The organism is Paraburkholderia silvatlantica (assembly GCF_003096715.1).
Taxonomy (GTDB): domain Bacteria; phylum Pseudomonadota; class Gammaproteobacteria; order Burkholderiales; family Burkholderiaceae; genus Paraburkholderia; species Paraburkholderia silvatlantica.
Window position 1 is genome coordinate 204,516 of record NZ_QEOL01000004.1, and the last position, 17,761, is coordinate 222,276.

The following is a 17,761-nucleotide window of genomic DNA, read 5'->3' on the forward strand; positions in this document are numbered from 1 at the left end:
GGTAGCAGTGCAATCCCCGCAAAAGCTGGAGCGATTCCTCCACTCGCGCCGGGCACGGGGGAGCCGGAAGAGGCCATGACGCGTGTGCATGCGCCAGTTGGCGAGAGCCCTGGGCCGGCGCGGGGGGCGGGGCATTACAATAGCGCTCATGACCGAAACCGTGTTGCTTGCCCTCGATACTTCGACCGAATATTGCTCGGTCGCGCTGCTTCGCGTCGCCCCCGGCGGCGCAGATTGTTCTCCCTGCCCTGGCGGCGAGACTGCCTGGGCGTCGCGCTCGGAAGTCAGCGTCTGGGTGCGCCACGAAGCCACCGGCGCCGTCTCCAGCACGCGGCTGCTGCCGGCCATCGGCGAATTGTTCGACGAAGCCGGCCTCACGCTCGCCGACTGCGACGCAATCGCGTTCGGCGCGGGCCCCGGCTCCTTCACGGGGCTGCGCACGGCGACGGGCGTGGCTCAAGGGCTCGCGTTCGGCCTCGATATCCCGGTGGTGCCCGTGGGCACGCTGCTCGTGTGCGCGGAGAGCGCGCGGCTGCGCGATCCCGCCGCGACCCGCGTGCTGGCCGCGCTCGATGCGCGCATGGACGAAGCCTACTGGGCCGACTACGCGTGGGACGCCGCAGCCGGCGACTGGCGTACGCTGCAGGCGGCATCGCTCGACTCGCCGGAGCACATCGCCGCGCCCGACGCGCCGTTCACGCTGGCGGGCAACGCCGCCGCCGCGTTCGGCGCGCGCCTGACGGCCGCCGCCGCCGCGCGCGCGATCGACGCCGAGGCGCTCCCGCACGCGTTGCCGCTGGCGCACGCGGCGTTGCGCGCGTATCGCGCGGGCCGCACGCAACCGGCGGACCAGGCCGCGCCCGAATACGTGCGCAACAAGGTCGCCCAGACCACGGCCGAACGCCTCGCCGCGAAGGCCGCCGCGCACCGTGGCGCGGGCGAAGGCGGCGAGGGCGCGCAATGAGCGGCGTGCTCATGACCGACCGCTATCTGTCGCCGATGACCGAAAGCGACCTGGACGAAGTCGCGATCGTCGAGCGCTCGGCGTATGAGTTTCCGTGGTCGCGGGGCAACTTCGAAGACTCGCTGCGCAATGGCTATTACGGTCTGTGCATGCGCCACGTCACGGGCACGCTGATCGGCTATTGCGTGCTGATGCCCGTGGTCGACGAGATGCATCTGCTGAATCTTTGCGTCGCGCCGCCGGCACAGGGCGCGGGCGCGGGGCTCGCGATGCTGCGCGAGGCGGTACGCATTGCACGCACGCAGGGTCTCGAAGGCTTGCTGCTCGAAGTCCGGCCTTCGAATCACCGGGCAATCCGGCTGTACGAACAGTTCGGCTTCGTCACGATCGGCCGTCGCAAGAACTACTATCCGGCGAGGCATCACAGCCGCGAGGACGCACTCGTGATGCGTTTTTCTTTTGCAGGGGAGGGCGCGGATGCCGCTCGATGAGATCGCGCTGGAGGAGCTTGGGCTCGCGCCGCGCTGGGTGCGCAAAGGGGCGCGGGCGCGGTTGATAGCGCCGCTCGAAGCGGCTCGCGAAGACGAGGCCGTTGCGCCGTCGTCCGCGGCGACACGTGCCGAAGCCGAAGCGCCGGCGGCGCCGGTGATGCAAACGACGCGTCCGGCCGCTGCGCCGCAGCCGCAACCCGTTGCGCGCGCCGCTTCGCCATCGAAGCCCGCGCCGCATGCATCCGGCGAACCGCCGCCCCTCGCCGACGAAGATTTCGCCTGGTTCGACGCTGCGGCCGAGCCGGTTCTGCCACACGACGCCGAACCGGCTCAGGCTGGCGGCGCGCCGCGCAACGACGTCGCGACGCTCGACTGGGACGCGCTCGCCGAACGCGTGGCCTCGTGTACGCGCTGCCGTCTGTGCGAGAAACGCACCAACACCGTGTTCGGCGTGGGCGATCGCGAGGCCGACTGGATGCTGATCGGCGAGGCGCCCGGCGAGAACGAGGACCGCCAGGGCGAGCCTTTCGTCGGCCAGGCCGGCAAGCTGCTCGACAACATGCTGCGCGCCCTCTCGCTCGCGCGCGGCGAGAACGTCTATATTGCGAACGTGATCAAGTGCCGGCCGCCCGGCAACCGCAATCCGGAGCCCGACGAGGTCGCGCGCTGCGAGCCGTATCTGCAGCGTCAGGTGGCGCTCGTGAAACCGAAGATCATCGTCGCGCTCGGGCGTTTCGCGGCGCAAAGCCTGCTCAAGACTGACGGCAGCATCGCGTCGCTGCGCGGACGCGTCCACGAGTACGAGGGCGTGCCCGTCATCGTCACCTATCACCCCGCTTATTTGCTGCGCAGCCTGCACGACAAGGCGAAGGCCTGGACCGACCTCTGCCTCGCGCGCGACACCTGGCGCGCGGCGTCCGGCGGCGGGCGATGAACGCCGCGCGGCCCGCGGACGTGTCCGGTGCCCAATGTGCCGGGGGCGACGGCGGCCCGCAAGATGAGGCTGGATCGGAGCGCCTCGCCGGTGCAGGCGCAAGCCGCGACATCATCGATCGCCTCGCCGATCCGGCCGTGCGCGATCTCGCGTGGCTGCTTTTCAGCGCCGATCTGTTGCGTGCGCAACCACCGCTCGCACCGCTCGCGCAATGGTGCGCCAATGCCGCTGAAGCGCGCGCCACGCGGGACTGGCTCGCGCAACTCGATCGCGATCCGGCGCAGCTGCACGAAGCGCTCATGGCCGCGCCGACGCACCGTCTTGGCCGCTATGCCGAAAACTTGCTGGGATGGTTTCTCGCGCACGGACCGGCGGCGCAGCTCGTCGCGCAGAACGTGCCGCTGCGGCGTGCGGGACTCACGCTCGGCGAGTGCGACTTTCTCGTGCGCACGCGCGCCGGCGAGCGTCTGCATTGGGAATTGGCGGTGAAGTGCTACTTGCACGCAGGACCGGGCGATGACGCGCGTGCGTCGCTCGCCGAATTCGTCGGGCCGAATCTGCGCGATCGCTTCGATCTGAAACTCACGCATCTGCGCGACCATCAACTGCGGTTGAGCGCGCGCGAGGAATTCGCCTCGCTGGGTTACCAAGGCCAGTGGCTCGCGCAGATGTTCGTGAAAGGCTGGCTTTTCTATCGGGCGGGAGAGGCGGCGCCGTCACGCGTGCAAGACGCCCCCGAGCTGGCCGCAGATCATGGGCGCGGCTGGTGGGCGACGCGCTCGGACTGGCCGGCGTTCGCCGGGCAACAGGCGGCTGATGGCTGGAGCGTGCTGCCAAGGCTCGCGTGGCTCGCGCCGCGCAGGCTGGCGGCTGCGCCCTGCGTCGACCCCGACGCGTTAGTCGATGCGCTAACCCGGCCCGACGAGCCCGTGCTGATCGCGGCATTCACGGCCGACAGCACAGGCGGCTACCGCGAACAGTCGCGCGGCTTCATCGTTCCCGACGACTGGCCTGCGCGCGCCGCGGCATTTGCACGTCAATGAGCGCGCGCAAGCACGCTCACCACCAGCGCCAGAAATGATGCACGGGCCCGACGCCATGACCGACGTCGAGCCGCTCGCTGGCCACGAGCGCCGCCGTCAGATACTGCTTGGCTTCGGCGACGGCCGTGGCGAGCGCCCCGCGCTGTGGCCACAGTGCGGCAATGGCAGACGAGAGCGTGCAGCCCGTGCCGTGCGTATTCGTGACCGGCACGCGAGCGCCGGCCAGGCGCAGCGTGCCGCCGGCTTCGATGAGCCAGTCGGGGCTGTCCGCGCTCTCCAGATGGCCGCCTTTCATCAGCACCGCCTGCGCGCCGAGCGCGCGCAGCGCTTCGCCTTGCTCGACCATCGCGGCTTCGTCGGCGGCGGGCGCGACGCCGAGCAGCGCGGCGGCTTCCGGCAGGTTCGGCGTGACGACGCCCGCTAGCGGCAGCAGTTCTTCACGTAGCGCGGCGACGGCTTCGGGCGCGAGCAGCGCGTGGTTGCTCTTCGAAATCATCACGGTATCGAGCACGACGCGCGCCGGCTGATGGCGGCGCAGCGCGTCGGCGACGGCGCGCACGATTGCCGCGTTGGCGAGCATGCCGATCTTCACGGCGTCGATGCGGATGTCCTCGAACACGGCGTCGAGCTGCGCGGTGACGAAACCCGCGTCGGGCGCGTGGATCGCGGTGACGCCGCGCGTGTTCTGCGCGGTGAGCGCCGTGATGACGCTCGCGCCGTAGGCGCCGAGCGCGGAGAACGCCTTGAGGTCGGCCTGGATGCCCGCGCCGCCGCCCGAGTCGGAGCCGGCGATCGTGAGAACGTTGAATATCGGTGAAGTCATGGCAGCGTCAGGTGCGCGTCGCGCGCGGCGGGGTCGGGTTGCCGTGCCGCGCGTGCGCAGGAAAGGATCGATTCGGCAGACGCGGTGGCCGGACGGTGGGCCCACAGGCGCGAGCGTCAATGCCTGTGATTCTCGCCGATCAGCGCGACCGAGTCGAACGAGCGTTGATTTGCCTGGTGGCGGCGCATCACGAGCCACATCATCAGACAGACAAAGGTGCCGAACAGCACGATCACGATGGTCACCGGCACGTCGAGCCAGACGAGCACGGCGTAGAGGCACAGCATCACGAGCACCGAGAGGTTCTCGTTGAAGTTCTGCACGGCGATGGAGTGGCCGGCGGAGAGCAGCACGTGGCCGCGGTGCTGAAGCAGCGCGTTCATCGGCACGACGAAGAAGCCGGACAGGCCGCCCACGACCATGAGGAAGAGGTAGGCGAAAATCAGGTAGCCGGGAATGCGCATGTGGCCGATATGCAGGCCCCAATGCGGCGGAAGGAGATGGCGCGTGTAGAACGCCATGAGCATGACGGCAAGACCCATGACGATGCCGACCGGCAGCACCGAGAGCGACTTCTTGAGCGGCACGCGCGCGGCCGCGATCATGGCGCCGGCTGCCACGCCCACGGCCACCACGGCCTGGAGCACCGCGCCCTCGGAGAGCGACATGCCGAGCGAGACTTCGGCCCACTTGAGCACGATGAATTGCAGCGTCGCGCCCGCGCCCCAGAAGAGCGTCGTGACCGCGAGCGAGATCTGGCCCAGCTTGTCGTGCCAGAGCGTGTTGAAGCAGTCGGCGAAATCGGTGATGAGGCGGATGACACCGTGCTGCTGGCGCGGGTAGCGCGCGCCGGTGTCGGGAATGCGCAGATTGAAGAGGGCGGCGATCACGTAAATCACCATGATGACGACCATCGCGGCTTCGGCGGGTGTGCTGATCGCGGCGGGCGTATGGCGAAGCACATGCGAGGCGATGTGGGGGCTGATCAACGCGCCGCCGAGTACGGTGCCGAGGATGATCGAGCCGACTGTCGTGCCTTCGATCCAGCCGTTGGCGGCGACGAGGCGCTCAGGCGGCAGCAACTCGGTCAGGATGCCATACTTGGCGGGCGAATAGGCCGCCGCGCCGAAGCCCACTACGCCATAGGCGAACAACGGGTGGGTGCCTGCCAGCATCATGGCGCAGCCCACGACCTTGATCGTGTTCGTGATGAACATCACGCGGCCCTTGGGGCGGGAATCTGCGAAGGCGCCGACGAAGGCGGCAAGAACGACGTAGGAGAGGACGAAGAACAGCTTGAGCAGCGGCGTCATCCAGTTCGGGGCGTGGAGGTCTTTCAGCAGTGCAATTGCAGCGATGAGGAGCGCATTGTCGGCCAACGACGAAAAAAACTGCGCGGCCATGATGGTGTAAAAGCCTTTTTTCATCTGATGCGATGCTTTCCTCGCTGCGGTCCGTCCGCCCCGGACGGGTGGGAGGCATCCGGGCTTATTACGTTCGAAATGGGTTGTGCGCAGGGCTTTATATCATGAAAATAGGTGCATTCGGACTAGCACAATCCTTGAGCGCCCGTCAGGCGGGCCTGCGGGGCGCTGAAAACACCCTGTAAGCTCCTGATTCGAAAGCGTCTTTGCGAAAAATCTCCCATGCCTCGCCCCCTCTCAGCAACGATCCACACCGCCGCTCTCGCCAATAACCTCGCCGTTGTCCGCAAGTACGCGCCAAAGTCGAAAATCTGGGCCGTAGTGAAGGCCAACGCCTACGGGCACGGGCTCGCGCGCGCGTTTCCCGGCCTGCGCGCAACCGACGGTTTCGGCCTGCTCGACCTCGAGGAGGCCGTGAAGCTGCGCGAACTCGGCTGGGCGGGGCCGATCCTGCTGCTCGAGGGTTTTTTCCGGCCCACCGACATCGACGTGATCGACCGCTACAGCCTCACGACCGTCGTGCACAGCGACGAGCAGATGCGCATGCTCGAAATGGCGCGTCTCTCGAAGCCGGTGAACGTCCAGCTCAAGATGAACAGCGGCATGAACCGGCTAGGCTATACGCCCGAGAAATATCGCGCCGCGTGGGAGCGTGCGCGCGCCTGTGCCGGCATCGGCCAGATCACGCTGATGACGCACTTTGCAGACGCCGACACACCGCGCGGCGTGAGCGAGCAGATGGAGACGTTCGAGCGCGGCGCGCAGGGCATTGCGGGCGCGCGCAGCCTCGCCAATTCGGCCGCCACGCTCTGGCATCCTTCGACGCATTTCGACTGGGTGCGCCCCGGCATCATTCTTTATGGCGCTTCGCCCTCAGGCTTTTCCTCGGCGCTCGAAGGCACAGGCCTGCAGCCGGCCATGACGCTCGCGTCCGAACTCATCGCCACGCAGCACGTCGCCGAAGGGCAGACCGTCGGCTACGGCTCGATCTTCACGGCGCGCAAGCCCATGCGCATCGGCGTGGTGGCATGCGGTTACGCCGACGGCTATCCGCGCGTCGCGCCCGAAGGCACGCCCGTGATCGTCGACGGCGTGCTCACGCACGTGGTGGGCCGCGTCTCCATGGACATGCTCACCGTCGATCTCACGCCCGTGCACAGCGCGGGCGTGGGCGCGCGCGTGGAGCTGTGGGGCAACAACCTGCCGATCGACGACGTTGCGAAAGCCTGTGGCACGATCGGCTACGAGCTGATGTGCGCCGTCGCGCCGCGTGTTCCCGTGCGGGCCGAATAACGCCATGGCAAAGAGCATGGCGAAGGTCAAGACACTGTATACGTGTACCGAATGCGGCGGGCAGGCACCCAAGTGGCAAGGCCAGTGCCCCGCGTGCGGCGCGTGGAACACGCTGGTGGAAGGCGTTGCCGGATCGGCGAGCTCCCACCGCTTTCAGTCGCTCGCAAAGAGCGCACCGGTGCGGCGTCTCGCCGATATCGAGGCATCCGACGTACCGCGCTTCACGACCGGCGTAGGCGAGTTCGATCGCGTGCTGGGCGGCGGCCTCGTGGCGGGCGGCGTGGTGCTGATCGGCGGCGATCCGGGCATCGGCAAATCGACGCTGTTGCTGCAGTCGCTCGCGCAGATCGCGTCGCAGCGGCGCGCGCTATATGTAAGCGGCGAGGAGTCGGCCGCGCAGATTGCGTTGCGCGCGCAACGATTGTCGCTGCTCGATCCCGGCTCCATGGCGAGCGAACTGCAACTGCTCGCCGAAATCCAGCTCGAAAAGATCCAGGCGACGATCGAGGCCGAGAAGCCCGACGTCGCGGTCATCGACTCGATCCAGACGATCTACTCCGAGGCGCTGACTTCCGCGCCGGGCTCCGTCGCGCAGGTGCGCGAGTGCGCGGCGCAGCTCACGCGCATCGCGAAGCAGTCGGGCACGGCGATCATCATGGTCGGCCACGTGACGAAGGAGGGCAACCTCGCGGGGCCGCGGGTGCTGGAGCACATCGTCGATACCGTGCTGTATTTCGAAGGCGACACGCATTCGTCGTTCCGGCTCGTGCGCGCGTTCAAGAACCGCTTCGGCGCGGTCAACGAACTGGGCGTGTTCGCGATGACCGAGAAGGGCCTGCGCGGCGTGGCAAATCCCTCGGCGCTCTTTCTCTCGCAGCACGAGCAGAGCGTGCCGGGCTCCTGCGTGCTCGTGACTCAGGAAGGTTCGCGGCCGCTGCTCGTCGAGGTACAGGCGCTCGTCGACACGGCGCATGTGCCGAATCCGCGGCGCCTTGCCGTCGGCCTCGAACAGAACCGGCTCGCGATGCTGCTGGCGGTGCTGCATCGCCATGCCGGCATTGCGTGCTTCGATCAGGACGTTTTCCTCAACGCCGTGGGCGGCGTGAAAATCACGGAGCCGGCCGCGGATCTCGCCGTGCTGCTCGCCATCCACTCTTCGATGCGTAACAAGGCGTTGCCCAAGGGTCTGATCGTTTTTGGCGAGGTCGGTCTCGCGGGCGAGATCCGACCCTCGCCGCGCGGCCAGGATCGTCTGAAGGAAGCGGCGAAGCTGGGTTTTTCATGCGCCCTGATTCCCCGCGCCAATGCGCCGAAACAGCCGATCGATGGTTTGCAGGTAATGGCGGTCGAGCGTCTCGAAGAAGCGATCGACCGCGTGCGCGAGCTGGATTGAGCACGCCGCGCACGTGCAGATGGCCTGTACTGGCGCGTAATGATTAGTAACAACCCTGGTTCCGGCTGTAACCATTTCGGACTGCGATTTCCCTATCCTTGGCGCGATGTTCAACCCGTGTCGAGCGGAAAGGATAGCGACTTGAAACAGACTGATACGTCCTTCGGCGGTCGTTCGATCGTCGTGCGCGGCTGCCGGGTGTCCGAGCCGCTCATGCAACCTTGGGGCAGCACGTGCCGCATCGTCGAGTGGATCGATGGCGACGGGCGCATTTCGCGCCGCGTCGTGGCGGAAGACGTGACGGCGGCCGAGGTGCGCAGCACCATCGCGCACCACGTGGAAGGCCGCAAGTACGTGATGTACGACGACGAACGGTCGCCGCGGCAAACGCTGCCGCGACGCTAAACGAAAAATGGGCGCAGCGAGGCGCCCATTTTTCATTGGGCATCACGGGTGACGCGGCATGCGCCGCAGGCTAGCCCCAGGGGCCGTAAGTGAAAGGCTTTTTGCCGCCAGGCGCAGCCGGCGTGTCGGCGCCCTGGCCGGGCTGGGCAGGTTGGACCGGCCGGGCGGGTTGGGCGGAATGCGTGTCCGGCGGCTGACCACCTCGCTGAAAGGGCGCCGGCTGCATGCCGGGCGCAGCCTGCTGCGCTTGTCTCGCGGCCATTTCGTCCAGCATGGCTTGCAGCACTTTGGCATTGAAGAGGGGATGGCGCGAAGCCTCGCCTGGCGTGAGGACGGGCGAAACACAGGTGTCGATCGCCTCCAGGCGGTCGATCCAGGTCTGCAGTGACTCCGACTCGATGATGGCCGCCAGTTCGCGCGTGAGCGCGGCGGCATCCGCGCCGCCGATCGCCTGACCGAGACTCCAGTGGCGCTCGGCCCAGTCGTCGCGGCCAATGGCGTGGCACAGCGTCTGCCAGAACTTCAGCTCGAGCGCCCCGACGGCGAGCCACCGCCCGTCCTGCGTGCGATAGAGGTTATAGCAGGGTACGCCGCCGTTGAGCAGGCCGCCGCCTGGCTGCAGCGCAGCGGCGTCGTCGTTGGCCAGCGCGACCTGGGCGACCACGTTATGCGCGTAGCTCGCGTGCGCCATCGAAACGTCGACGAAACGGCCCTCGCCGCCGCGCGCCACATGCCAGAGCGCCGCGAGAATCTGCGTGACCGCGCTCAGCGCGCCGCCGAGCAGGTCGGCGATCTGAAAATTGGGCAGCACCGGCACGCCGTCGCGCGTGGCCAACTGGTCGAGCACGCCCGAATAGGCGACATAGTTGATGTCGTGACCCGGATGGCCGGCGAACGGGCCGGTCGTGCCGTAGCCCGTGATCGCGCAGTAGACGAGTTTCGGATTGACCTTGCGCAAGGCCTCGTAGCCTACGCCGAGGCGGTCCATCACACCGGGCCGGAAACTTTCGACGAGCACGTCGGCGTCGCGCGCGAGCGCGAGTAACACCGAGCGGCCGCTCTCGGTCTTCAAGTCGACTCGCGTTTCGCGCTTGCCGCGATTGACGAGACGATAGAACGCACCGGGGCGCGCGGCCACTTCGTCCACTGCGCTCTGCATCATCACGCGCGCCGCATCGCCCGCGCCGGGCGGCTCGATTTTCAGGACATCGGCGCCCATTTCCGCCAGCCGCAACGTGGCCACGGGCCCGGGCAGCAGGCGGGTCAGATCCAGTACGCGAAGGCCCTGCAATGCGGCGGGTGACGACACTCGTGACTCCCTGGCGAAAATACCTGGCGAAAGCGCCTGATGGCGCGACGGCGACCCAGCGCTGCGCTAGCCGATCTGCTCGAGTTCCTCGTGCGCATCGAGCCATTCGGCTTCGAGCGTTTCGAGGCGCGAGGCGACTTCGGCCTGGCGGCGGATCGCTTCGGTCAGGCGGCTCTTCCGCTCCGGCTCGTAGCTCGCCGGATCCGCGACGAAAGCATCGAGCGTGCTCTTTTCGCTGTTGAGCGCATCCATTTCCTTTTCGATCTTGCCGATTTTCGCCTGTAACGGCTTCTTCAGGTGCGCAACCTTCTGGCGCTGCTCCGCTTCCTGGCGGCGTTGTTCCCTGCGATTGACGCCATCGGCGGCATTTGCGGCATTTGCGCCGTTTGCCGCATTCGCCGTGCCGGAAGCGGCCTCCTTGAGGGCCGCGCGTTGCTCGGCCGCGTGTTGAAGCAGCCAGTCGCGGTAGTCGTCGAGGTCGCCGTCGAACGGCTGCAGACGATGCTTCGCCACCAGCATGAACTGATCGGTCGTGGCGCGCAGCAAATGCCGGTCGTGCGAGACGAGGATCAGCGTGCCTTCGAACTGCGCGAGCGCCATGGTCAGTGCATGGCGCGTTTCGAGGTCGAGGTGGTTGGTCGGCTCGTCGAGCAGCAGGAGGTTGGGCTTTTGCCAGATGATGAGCGCGAGCGCGAGGCGCGCCTTCTCGCCGCCCGAGAACGGCGCGATGGGCGCCGTGGCCATCTCGCCGGGGAAGTTGAAGCCGCCGAGGAAGTCGCGCAGTTCCTGCTCGCGCGTGTCGGGCGCGAGACGGGCGAGATGCTGGAGCGGCGAGTCGTCCGGGCGCAGCGTTTCGAGTTGATGCTGCGCGAAGTAACCGATTTGCAGCCCCTTGCCCGTGCGCAGCTCGCCGGAGAGCGCCGCGAGCGTGCCCGCGAGCGTCTTGATGAGCGTGGACTTGCCCTGGCCGTTCGCACCGAGCAGGCCGATGCGCTGGCCGTTCTGGATCGAGAGCGTGACGCGTTCGACGATCGGCGTTTCGCTGCCGTCCTCGGCCCGATAGCCGCAGCGCACGTCTTCCATCACGAGCATGGGGTTGGGGGCGGAGTCGGGTGTGCGGAACTCGAAGGTGAACGGCGAGCTCGCGTGCGCGGGCGCGATCAACTCCATCTTTTCCAGCGCCTTCACGCGGCTTTGTGCCTGGCGCGCCTTGGTGGCCTTGGCCTTGAAGCGGTCGATGAAGCTTTGCAGGTGCGCGACGGTGCGCTGCTGCTTTTCGTACGCGCTTTGCTGGAGCGCCAGTTGTTGCGCGCGCAGGATCTCGAACTGCGAGTAATTGCCGCCGTAACGCTTGATCTGCTGGTTTTCCAGATGCAGCGTGACATTGCAGATCGAGTCGAGGAATTCGCGGTCGTGCGAGATCACGACGAGCGTGCCCGGATAGCGGTGCAGCCAGTCTTCCAGCCAGACGATCGCGTCCAGATCCAGGTGGTTCGTGGGCTCGTCGAGCAGCAGCAGGTCGGAGCGGCACATGAGCGCCTGCGCGAGGTTCAGGCGCATGCGCCAGCCGCCCGAGAAGCTCGCCACGGGCTGGCGCGTTTGCTCGAGCGTGAAGCCGAGGCCGAGCAGCAGCGCTTCGGCTCGCGCGGGGGCGGTGTAGCCATCGGCGTCGGCGAAGGCGCCGTGCGCTTCGGCCTCGGCCGCACCGTCGTGCGCGGCCGAGGCCGCGGCGATGCGGGCCTCGATTTCGCGCAGCGCGGCGTCGCCGTCGAGCGCGTAGTCGAGCGCGGTGCGCTCGACCGCCGGGGTTTCCTGCGCGACGTGCGCGATGCGCCAGGACGGCGGCAGCGAGAAGTCGCCGGCGTCCGCGTGCAGTTCGCCGCGCAGTACGGCGAACAGGGTCGATTTGCCCGCGCCGTTCGCGCCGATGAGACCGACCTTTTCACCGGGGTTCAGCGTGAACGAGGTTTGTTCGAAAAGCGGCTTGGTGCCGCGGGCAAGACTGAATTGGTTGAAGCGGATCACGACGGCGCCGGCGGGAAGAAAACGAAAGAAAGCGCTATTTTAGACCGGGGCGCGCAGACCGGGGCGCATAGACCGGGGTGCGCAGCCTGAGCGCGCCCAGGCCGGCATTGGCCGCACGGCTAGCCATTTGGCCGAGTGCTCATTGCATGTTTTCTCACGTAGACTGGCGCTTTTCCAAGGGAGAGCCAGATGACATCGATCTATTCGTTTTCGGCGCAACCGCTCGGCGGCGGCGAGCCGGTGAGCCTCGAACGCTATACGGGCAAGGTACTCCTGATCGTCAACACCGCGAGCGAGTGCGGATTCACGCCGCAGTACGCGGGCTTGCAAAAGCTCTACGAGCAGTACGCCGCGCGCGGGCTCGCGGTACTCGGCTTTCCGTGCAACCAGTTCGGCAAGCAGGAACCCGGCGACGCCGCGCAGATCGGCAGCTTCTGCGAGAAGAACTACGGCGTCACGTTCCCGATGTTCGAGAAGATCGACGTGAACGGCGCGAACGCGCACCCGCTGTATCGCTGGCTCACGGGCGAGGCGCCGGGGCTCCTCGGGCTCGAAGGCATCAAGTGGAACTTCACGAAGTTTCTGGTCGACCGCAACGGCAGCGTGGTGAAGCGCTACGCGCCCGTGACGAAGCCCGAGGCCATTGCAGCGGACATCGAAAAGCAGCTCGGAGCGTAGCCAGGCGGCACAGGCGCGCTAGAGAATCGGCGCGAAGAGCCGTGCAAGGTGCATCGTGATCTTGCGCCACGCGGGCGCGTCGCGGTACTCGCTGCGGTCGATCTCGAACGTCTCTTCGAAGTCGCGCAGCAGCATCGCCTCGACTTCGGCCGCGAAGCCGCGATGCACGGTCAGCACCATGATCTCGAAGTTCAGGCGAAACGACCGGTTATCCAGATTCGCGCTGCCGATGGCCGCGGCCACGTCGTCGATCAGCACGACTTTCTGGTGCAAAAAGCCCGGCTTGTAGCGGAAGATGCGAATGCCCGCCCGCACCGCATCGAAGGCGTACAGCATGGACGCCTCGAACACCACGTAATGGTCGCGCCGGCTCGGGATCATGATGCGCACGTCCACGCCGCGCAGCGCGGCGAGGCGCAGCGCCGAGAACACGGCTTCGTCGGGCACGAGATAGGGCGTGGTGATCCACAGGCGCTTTTTCGCGGCGTTGATCGCCTCGACGAAGAAGAGCGAGCAGGTTTCCTGGCGGTCGGCCGGACCTGTGGGCAACACCAGGCAGTACATGTCGTCGCCGTCGCGCGGCACGACGGTGGGCGGCTCGCAGCCGGGAAGCTGCTGGGTGGCCCAGTACCAGTCTTCGGTGAAGGCGAACTGCACGTTGGCAACCGCGGGTCCGCGCAGTTCGATATGCGTATCGCGCCAGGGCGAGAGGCGCGCATTCGCGCCCAGGTATTCGATGCCGACGTTGTGGCCGCCCACGAACGCTTGCTGGCCGTCCACCACGACGATCTTGCGGTGGTTGCGGAAGTTGAGCTGGAAGCGGTTGACGAAGTGGCGCTTCGTGGAGAACGGGTGCACTTCCACGCCACCGTCCTGCAGCTCGTGCACGTAGCTGGCGGGCAGGTCGAACGAGCCGATGCTGTCGTACAGAAGGTACGCGCGCACGCCGCGTTTTGCGCAGTCGAGCAGCACGTCCTTGAGCATGTCGCCGAGCGCGTCGGCGCGCACGATGAAGAACTGCACGATCACGTAGTGCCGGGCTTGCTCGATCGCATCGAAGATGGCGGAGAAGGTTGCGTCGCCGTTCACGAGCGTGCGCACGGCGTTGCCGGGCACGAGCGGCATGCCGCCCAGGCGCGCGAACGTGCGGATCACGCGCACGCCCAGCTCGTCGGCTGGCCATTCGCCTGCGCGGACGAGCGTGTCCCAGTCGGGCGCGTGGGCGCGCGAGCGCAAGGTTTCGTTGCGCAGGCGCCTCGCGTCGGCATAGCCCGCGAACTTGCTGCGGCCGAGAAAGAGATACGGGACGAGCGTGAGGTAGGGCATCGTCGCGAGCGAGACGGCCCAGGCAATCGCGCCCTGAGAGGTGCGCGTGTTGAGGATCGCGTGGCACGCCGCGATCAGCCCAAGCAGATGGATGATCGCGAGCAGCGTGCCGAGGTGTGACCAGTCGAATCGCATAGATGCGTGGGACGCTCCTTCAGCCGGGCGCAGGGCCGGACAAGGCAGGACGATCAGACCGGCAAGTCGCAGGCCTGAATCAGGAAGACCTGATCGTCGCCGGCGCTCGTCGAGAGCCAGACGAGATCGAGGCCGCCGAACGCCGCTTCCACGTTTTCGCGCTCGTTGCCGATCTCGACCACCAGCACGCCGTCGTCGGTGAGCCAGTTGCGTGCGTCCTTGATGATGCGGCGCACGATGTCCATGCCGTCTGCGCCGCCCGCGAGCGCCATCTCCGGCTCGTGGCGGTACTCGGGCGGCAGCGCCTGCATCGAGTCGGCGTTGACGTAGGGCGGGTTCGTGATGATCACGTCGTAGCGGCGCTCGGGCAGCGGCGCGTACAGGTCGCCTTCGAAGAGGGCGATGCGCTCGTCGAGGCCGTGTTCGTGTACGTTGCGCCGCGCCACTTCGAGGGCGGGCGCGGACAGATCGACGGCGTCGATATCGGCGTTCGGGAACGCGTGCGCCGCGAGAATCGCGAGGCTCGCCGAGCCGGTGCACAACTCCAGCACCGCGGTGACCTGTTCGGGATCTTCCACGTAGGGCTGCAGGCCGTCTGCGAGCAGCTCGCCAATGAACGAGCGCGGCACGATGACGCGCTCATCCACATAGAAGCGCAGGCCGTGCATCCACGCTTCCTGCGTGATGTAGGCGGCGGGCACGCGGTCGGTCGCGCGGCGCTCGATTACGCCGAGCACCTTGTCGATTTCCTCGCTCGTGAGGCGCGCATCGAGAAACGGGTCGAGCAGGTCGAGCGGCAAATGCAGCGTGTGCAGGATCAGGTACGCGGCTTCGTCGTAGGCGTTGCTCGAGCCGTGGCCGAACGCGAGTTGCGCGGCCGAAAAGCGCGAGACACCATAGCGCAGCAGGTCGCGAACGGTGGCAAAGGTGGCGGCTAGCGGATGGGTCATGTTCTGGACTCCAGAGCGTATTCGGTTGGCCGGTCAGGCGATCAGCTGTTCGAGCACGCGGCGGTACACGTTCTTGAGCGGATCGATGAATTTCACTTCGATATGCTCATCGATCTTGTGGATGCTCGCGTTCGGCGGCCCGAACTCCACCACCTGCTCGCACATGCGCGCGATGAAGCGGCCATCGGACGTGCCGCCCGTCGTCGAAAGTTCGGTCGTGACGCCGGTTTCGTCGCGGATCGCTTTTTCGAGCGCGTCCGAGAGCGCGCCCCGCGGCGTGAGGAAGGGCAGGCCGCTCACGCTCCAGTGCAGGTCGTATTCGAGGCCGTGCTTGTCGAGGATCGCGTGGACGCGTTTTTGCAGACCTTCCACCGTGCTCGCAGTCGAGAAGCGGAAGTTGAACATCACATCGGCGTGGCCCGGAATCACGTTGCTCGCGCCCGTGCCGCTGTGCAGGTTCGACACCTGCCACGTGGTGGGCGGGAAGTATTCGTTGCCGTCGTCCCATTTTTCGGCAACGAGTTCGGCGAGCGCGGGAGCCAGCAGATGCACGGGGTTTTTCGCGAGATGCGGGTAGGCGATATGCCCCTGCACCCCCTTCACGACGAGCTTGCCCGACATCGAGCCGCGGCGGCCGTTCTTCACGCAGTCGCCGAGCGTATGCGTCGAAGTCGGCTCGCCCACGATGCAGTAATCCATCTTCTCGCCGCGCGCCTGCAGCGCCTCGACGACCTTCACGGTGCCGTCGGTGGCCGGGCCTTCCTCGTCGCTCGTGATGAGGAACGCGATGGCGCCGCGATGCTGCGGATGCGCCGCCACGAACTCTTCGCTCGCCACCACGAACGCCGCGAGCGAGGTCTTCATGTCGGCGGCGCCGCGGCCGTAGAGAACGCCGTCGCGGTGCGAGGGCTGGAACGGCGGCGAGCGCCATTGCTCGATGGGGCCGGTCGGCACGACGTCGGTGTGGCCCGCGAAGGCGAGCAGCGGGCCTTGCGCGCCCGCGGTACCGCGTTTGACGGCCCACAGGTTCGTTACGCCATTGGATTCGATCGTTTCGCATGCGAAGCCGAGCGCGGCGAGGCGCTCGGTCATGATGCGCTGGCAGTGCTGGTCGTCGGGCGTGACGGACGCGCGCGCGATCAGGGCTTCGGTAAGGGCGAGGGTGGCGGACATAAAAAGACCACTTTCAATAAAAATGCCGGCGCCGCTGATGGAGCAGGGGCCGGCAACAACGTGTCATGACCGTGTGCGCCCGCCTTGCCGTGCAGCAGATCGGGCGCACCGGCCTCATGCGGCGCTCAGGCGAACAGCTCCGCATACTGGTCGGCGGAAAAGCCGAGCGTCTTCACGCGGCCGTTCACCACGACCACGGGCCGTTTGATGATCGACGGCTTGTGGATCATCAGCGCGATCGCGCCGGCGGTCGTGTCGGCTTCGGCCTTGTGCACCTCCGACAGGCCGCGCCAGGTCGTGCCGCGCTTGTTGATGAGCTGGTCGAGCGAGACGTCCTTGAGCCAGTCCTGGACGAGCGCGTTCGAGACGCCCGCCTTCTTGAAGTCGTGAAACTCGAACTCGACGCCGTGCTCTTCGAGCCACACGCGGGCCTTCTTCACGGTGTCGCAGTTCGGAATGCCGTACACGACGGTCTTGGCGGACTTCGCCATCAGTCGCCTCGCAGCAGCTCGTTCAGGCCGACCTTGGCGCGCGTTTTAGCGTCGACCTTCTTGACGATCACGGCGCAATACAGGCTGTGCGAGCCGTCCTTCGAGGGCAGATTGCCCGCGACCACGACCGAGCCCGCCGGAATGCGGCCGTACGAGACCTCGCCGGTTTCGCGGTCGTAAATCCTGGTCGACTGGCCGAGGTACACGCCCATCGAGATGACCGAGTTCTCTTCGACGATCACGCCTTCCACGACTTCCGAGCGCGCGCCGATGAAGCAGTTGTCTTCGATGATGACCGGGTTGGCCTGCAGCGGCTCCAGCACGCCGCCGATGCCGACGCCGCCCGAGAGGTGCACGTTCTTGCCGATCTGCGCGCACGAACCGACGGTGGCCCACGTATCGACCATCGTGCCTTCATCGACATACGCGCCGATGTTGGTGTACGACGGCATCAGCACGACGTTCTTCGCGATGAACGAGCCGCGGCGCGCGATGGCCGGCGGCACGACACGGAAGCCGCCCGCGGCGAAGTCTTCGGCCGTGTAGCTGGCGAACTTCGAGGGCACCTTGTCGTAAAACTGGCTGTAGCCGCCGGCGGGCATCGGCGCGTTGTCTTCCAGACGGAACGACAGCAGCACGGCCTTCTTCACCCATTGGTTGACGACCCAGTCGCCGTCCTTCTTCTCGGCGCAGCGCAGCGCGCCACGATCCAGCTCGGCGATGACGTGGGCGACGGCTTCGCGCACGTCGTTCGGGGCCGATTTGGGCGAAAAGTCGGCGCGGTTTTCCCAGGCGGTGTCGATGATCTGCTGAAGTTGTTGCGACATGGTGGTGATTTCGTGAGATTGATGGTGGAAAGCGGTGTTGCGCGCCGCGAGGTGCGGGACCCCGGCGCGCACGCGAA

General features: G+C 67.0%; 17 protein-coding genes. 8 read left to right on the plus strand and 9 right to left on the minus strand.

Features of this window, described 5'->3' with window-relative positions; all coding sequences use genetic code 11:
* Positions 1-148 precede the first annotated feature (148 nt).
* From tsaB to C7411_RS07380, 4 genes are read left to right on the plus strand one after another with little or no spacing between them, the layout of a single operon-like run.
* Complete coding sequence (gene tsaB, locus C7411_RS07365; RefSeq protein ID WP_110384029.1) at positions 149-964, plus strand: tRNA (adenosine(37)-N6)-threonylcarbamoyltransferase complex dimerization subunit type 1 TsaB; 816 nt, start codon at positions 149-151, stop codon at positions 962-964.
* Positions 961-1,455, plus strand: coding sequence for a ribosomal protein S18-alanine N-acetyltransferase (gene rimI / locus C7411_RS07370; protein WP_110384030.1), 495 nt, complete (start codon positions 961-963; stop codon positions 1,453-1,455). Before tsaB ends, rimI begins: the two co-directional genes overlap by 4 nt.
* Positions 1,442-2,389 (plus strand): uracil-DNA glycosylase, encoded by a 948-nt coding sequence (locus tag C7411_RS07375; protein WP_110384031.1) that lies wholly within the window; start codon positions 1,442-1,444, stop codon positions 2,387-2,389. The genes rimI and C7411_RS07375 overlap by 14 nt, the downstream gene beginning before the upstream one ends.
* Positions 2,386-3,432: a DUF1853 family protein gene (locus C7411_RS07380; RefSeq protein WP_110384032.1), complete on the plus strand. Its 1,047-nt coding sequence runs from the start codon at positions 2,386-2,388 to the stop codon at positions 3,430-3,432. Before C7411_RS07375 ends, C7411_RS07380 begins: the two co-directional genes overlap by 4 nt.
* A 16-nt stretch (positions 3,433-3,448) precedes the next feature.
* Here C7411_RS07380 and thiD read toward each other — a convergent pair whose 3' ends face one another.
* Positions 3,449-4,255, minus strand: a complete 807-nt coding sequence (gene thiD / locus C7411_RS07385) for a bifunctional hydroxymethylpyrimidine kinase/phosphomethylpyrimidine kinase (RefSeq protein WP_110384033.1) — start codon at positions 4,253-4,255, stop codon at positions 3,449-3,451.
* A gap of 116 nt (positions 4,256-4,371) precedes the next feature.
* Positions 4,372-5,682: a lysophospholipid transporter LplT gene (gene lplT, locus C7411_RS07390; RefSeq protein WP_110384034.1), complete on the minus strand. Its 1,311-nt coding sequence runs from the start codon at positions 5,680-5,682 to the stop codon at positions 4,372-4,374.
* Positions 5,683-5,901: 219 nt separating this feature from the next.
* Between lplT and alr the strand changes: the two genes are divergently transcribed.
* The 3 genes from alr to C7411_RS07405 all read left to right on the plus strand — a co-directional run bounded on the left by alr (position 5,902) and on the right by C7411_RS07405 (position 8,770).
* A complete protein-coding gene (gene alr / locus C7411_RS07395) occupies positions 5,902-6,972 on the plus strand; it encodes an alanine racemase (protein WP_110384035.1) in 1,071 nt (356 codons plus the stop codon).
* A 16-nt stretch (positions 6,973-6,988) separates the two neighbouring features.
* Positions 6,989-8,365, plus strand: a complete 1,377-nt coding sequence (gene radA, locus C7411_RS07400; RefSeq protein ID WP_110384036.1) for a DNA repair protein RadA — start codon at positions 6,989-6,991, stop codon at positions 8,363-8,365.
* A 141-nt stretch (positions 8,366-8,506) separates the two neighbouring features.
* Positions 8,507-8,770: a DUF2866 domain-containing protein gene (locus C7411_RS07405; protein WP_042265827.1), complete on the plus strand. Its 264-nt coding sequence runs from the start codon at positions 8,507-8,509 to the stop codon at positions 8,768-8,770.
* A 70-nt stretch (positions 8,771-8,840) separates the two neighbouring features.
* Here C7411_RS07405 and C7411_RS07410 read toward each other — a convergent pair whose 3' ends face one another.
* Positions 8,841-10,079: a CaiB/BaiF CoA transferase family protein gene (locus C7411_RS07410; protein WP_110384038.1), complete on the minus strand. Its 1,239-nt coding sequence runs from the start codon at positions 10,077-10,079 to the stop codon at positions 8,841-8,843.
* Between the two features lie 66 nt (positions 10,080-10,145).
* Positions 10,146-12,104 carry an ATP-binding cassette domain-containing protein gene (locus C7411_RS07415; RefSeq protein ID WP_110384039.1) on the minus strand — a complete coding sequence of 653 codons (1,959 nt, stop codon included), beginning with the start codon at positions 12,102-12,104 and terminating at the stop codon, positions 10,146-10,148.
* A gap of 189 nt (positions 12,105-12,293) precedes the next feature.
* On the opposite strand from C7411_RS07415, the gene C7411_RS07420 reads away from it, so the two are divergent.
* Positions 12,294-12,782, plus strand: a complete 489-nt coding sequence (locus C7411_RS07420; protein WP_110384040.1) for a glutathione peroxidase — start codon at positions 12,294-12,296, stop codon at positions 12,780-12,782.
* Positions 12,783-12,800: 18 nt separating this feature from the next.
* On the opposite strand, the gene cls is transcribed toward C7411_RS07420, so the two are convergent.
* The 5 genes from cls to dapD all read right to left on the minus strand — a co-directional run bounded on the left by cls (position 12,801) and on the right by dapD (position 17,684).
* Complete coding sequence (cls, locus tag C7411_RS07425) at positions 12,801-14,243, minus strand: cardiolipin synthase (RefSeq protein ID WP_110384041.1); 1,443 nt, start codon at positions 14,241-14,243, stop codon at positions 12,801-12,803.
* A 53-nt stretch (positions 14,244-14,296) separates the two neighbouring features.
* Positions 14,297-15,193 (minus strand): 50S ribosomal protein L3 N(5)-glutamine methyltransferase, encoded by an 897-nt coding sequence (gene prmB, locus C7411_RS07430; RefSeq protein WP_110384042.1) that lies wholly within the window; start codon positions 15,191-15,193, stop codon positions 14,297-14,299.
* Between the two features lie 33 nt (positions 15,194-15,226).
* Complete coding sequence (gene dapE, locus C7411_RS07435; protein ID WP_110384043.1) at positions 15,227-16,366, minus strand: succinyl-diaminopimelate desuccinylase; 1,140 nt, start codon at positions 16,364-16,366, stop codon at positions 15,227-15,229.
* 125 nt (positions 16,367-16,491) lie between these two features.
* Positions 16,492-16,857: an ArsC family reductase gene (locus C7411_RS07440; RefSeq protein WP_110384044.1), complete on the minus strand. Its 366-nt coding sequence runs from the start codon at positions 16,855-16,857 to the stop codon at positions 16,492-16,494.
* Complete coding sequence (dapD, locus tag C7411_RS07445) at positions 16,857-17,684, minus strand: 2,3,4,5-tetrahydropyridine-2,6-dicarboxylate N-succinyltransferase (RefSeq protein ID WP_110384045.1); 828 nt, start codon at positions 17,682-17,684, stop codon at positions 16,857-16,859. Before dapD ends, C7411_RS07440 begins: the two co-directional genes overlap by 1 nt.
* Between the last annotated feature and the right edge of the window lie 77 nt (positions 17,685-17,761).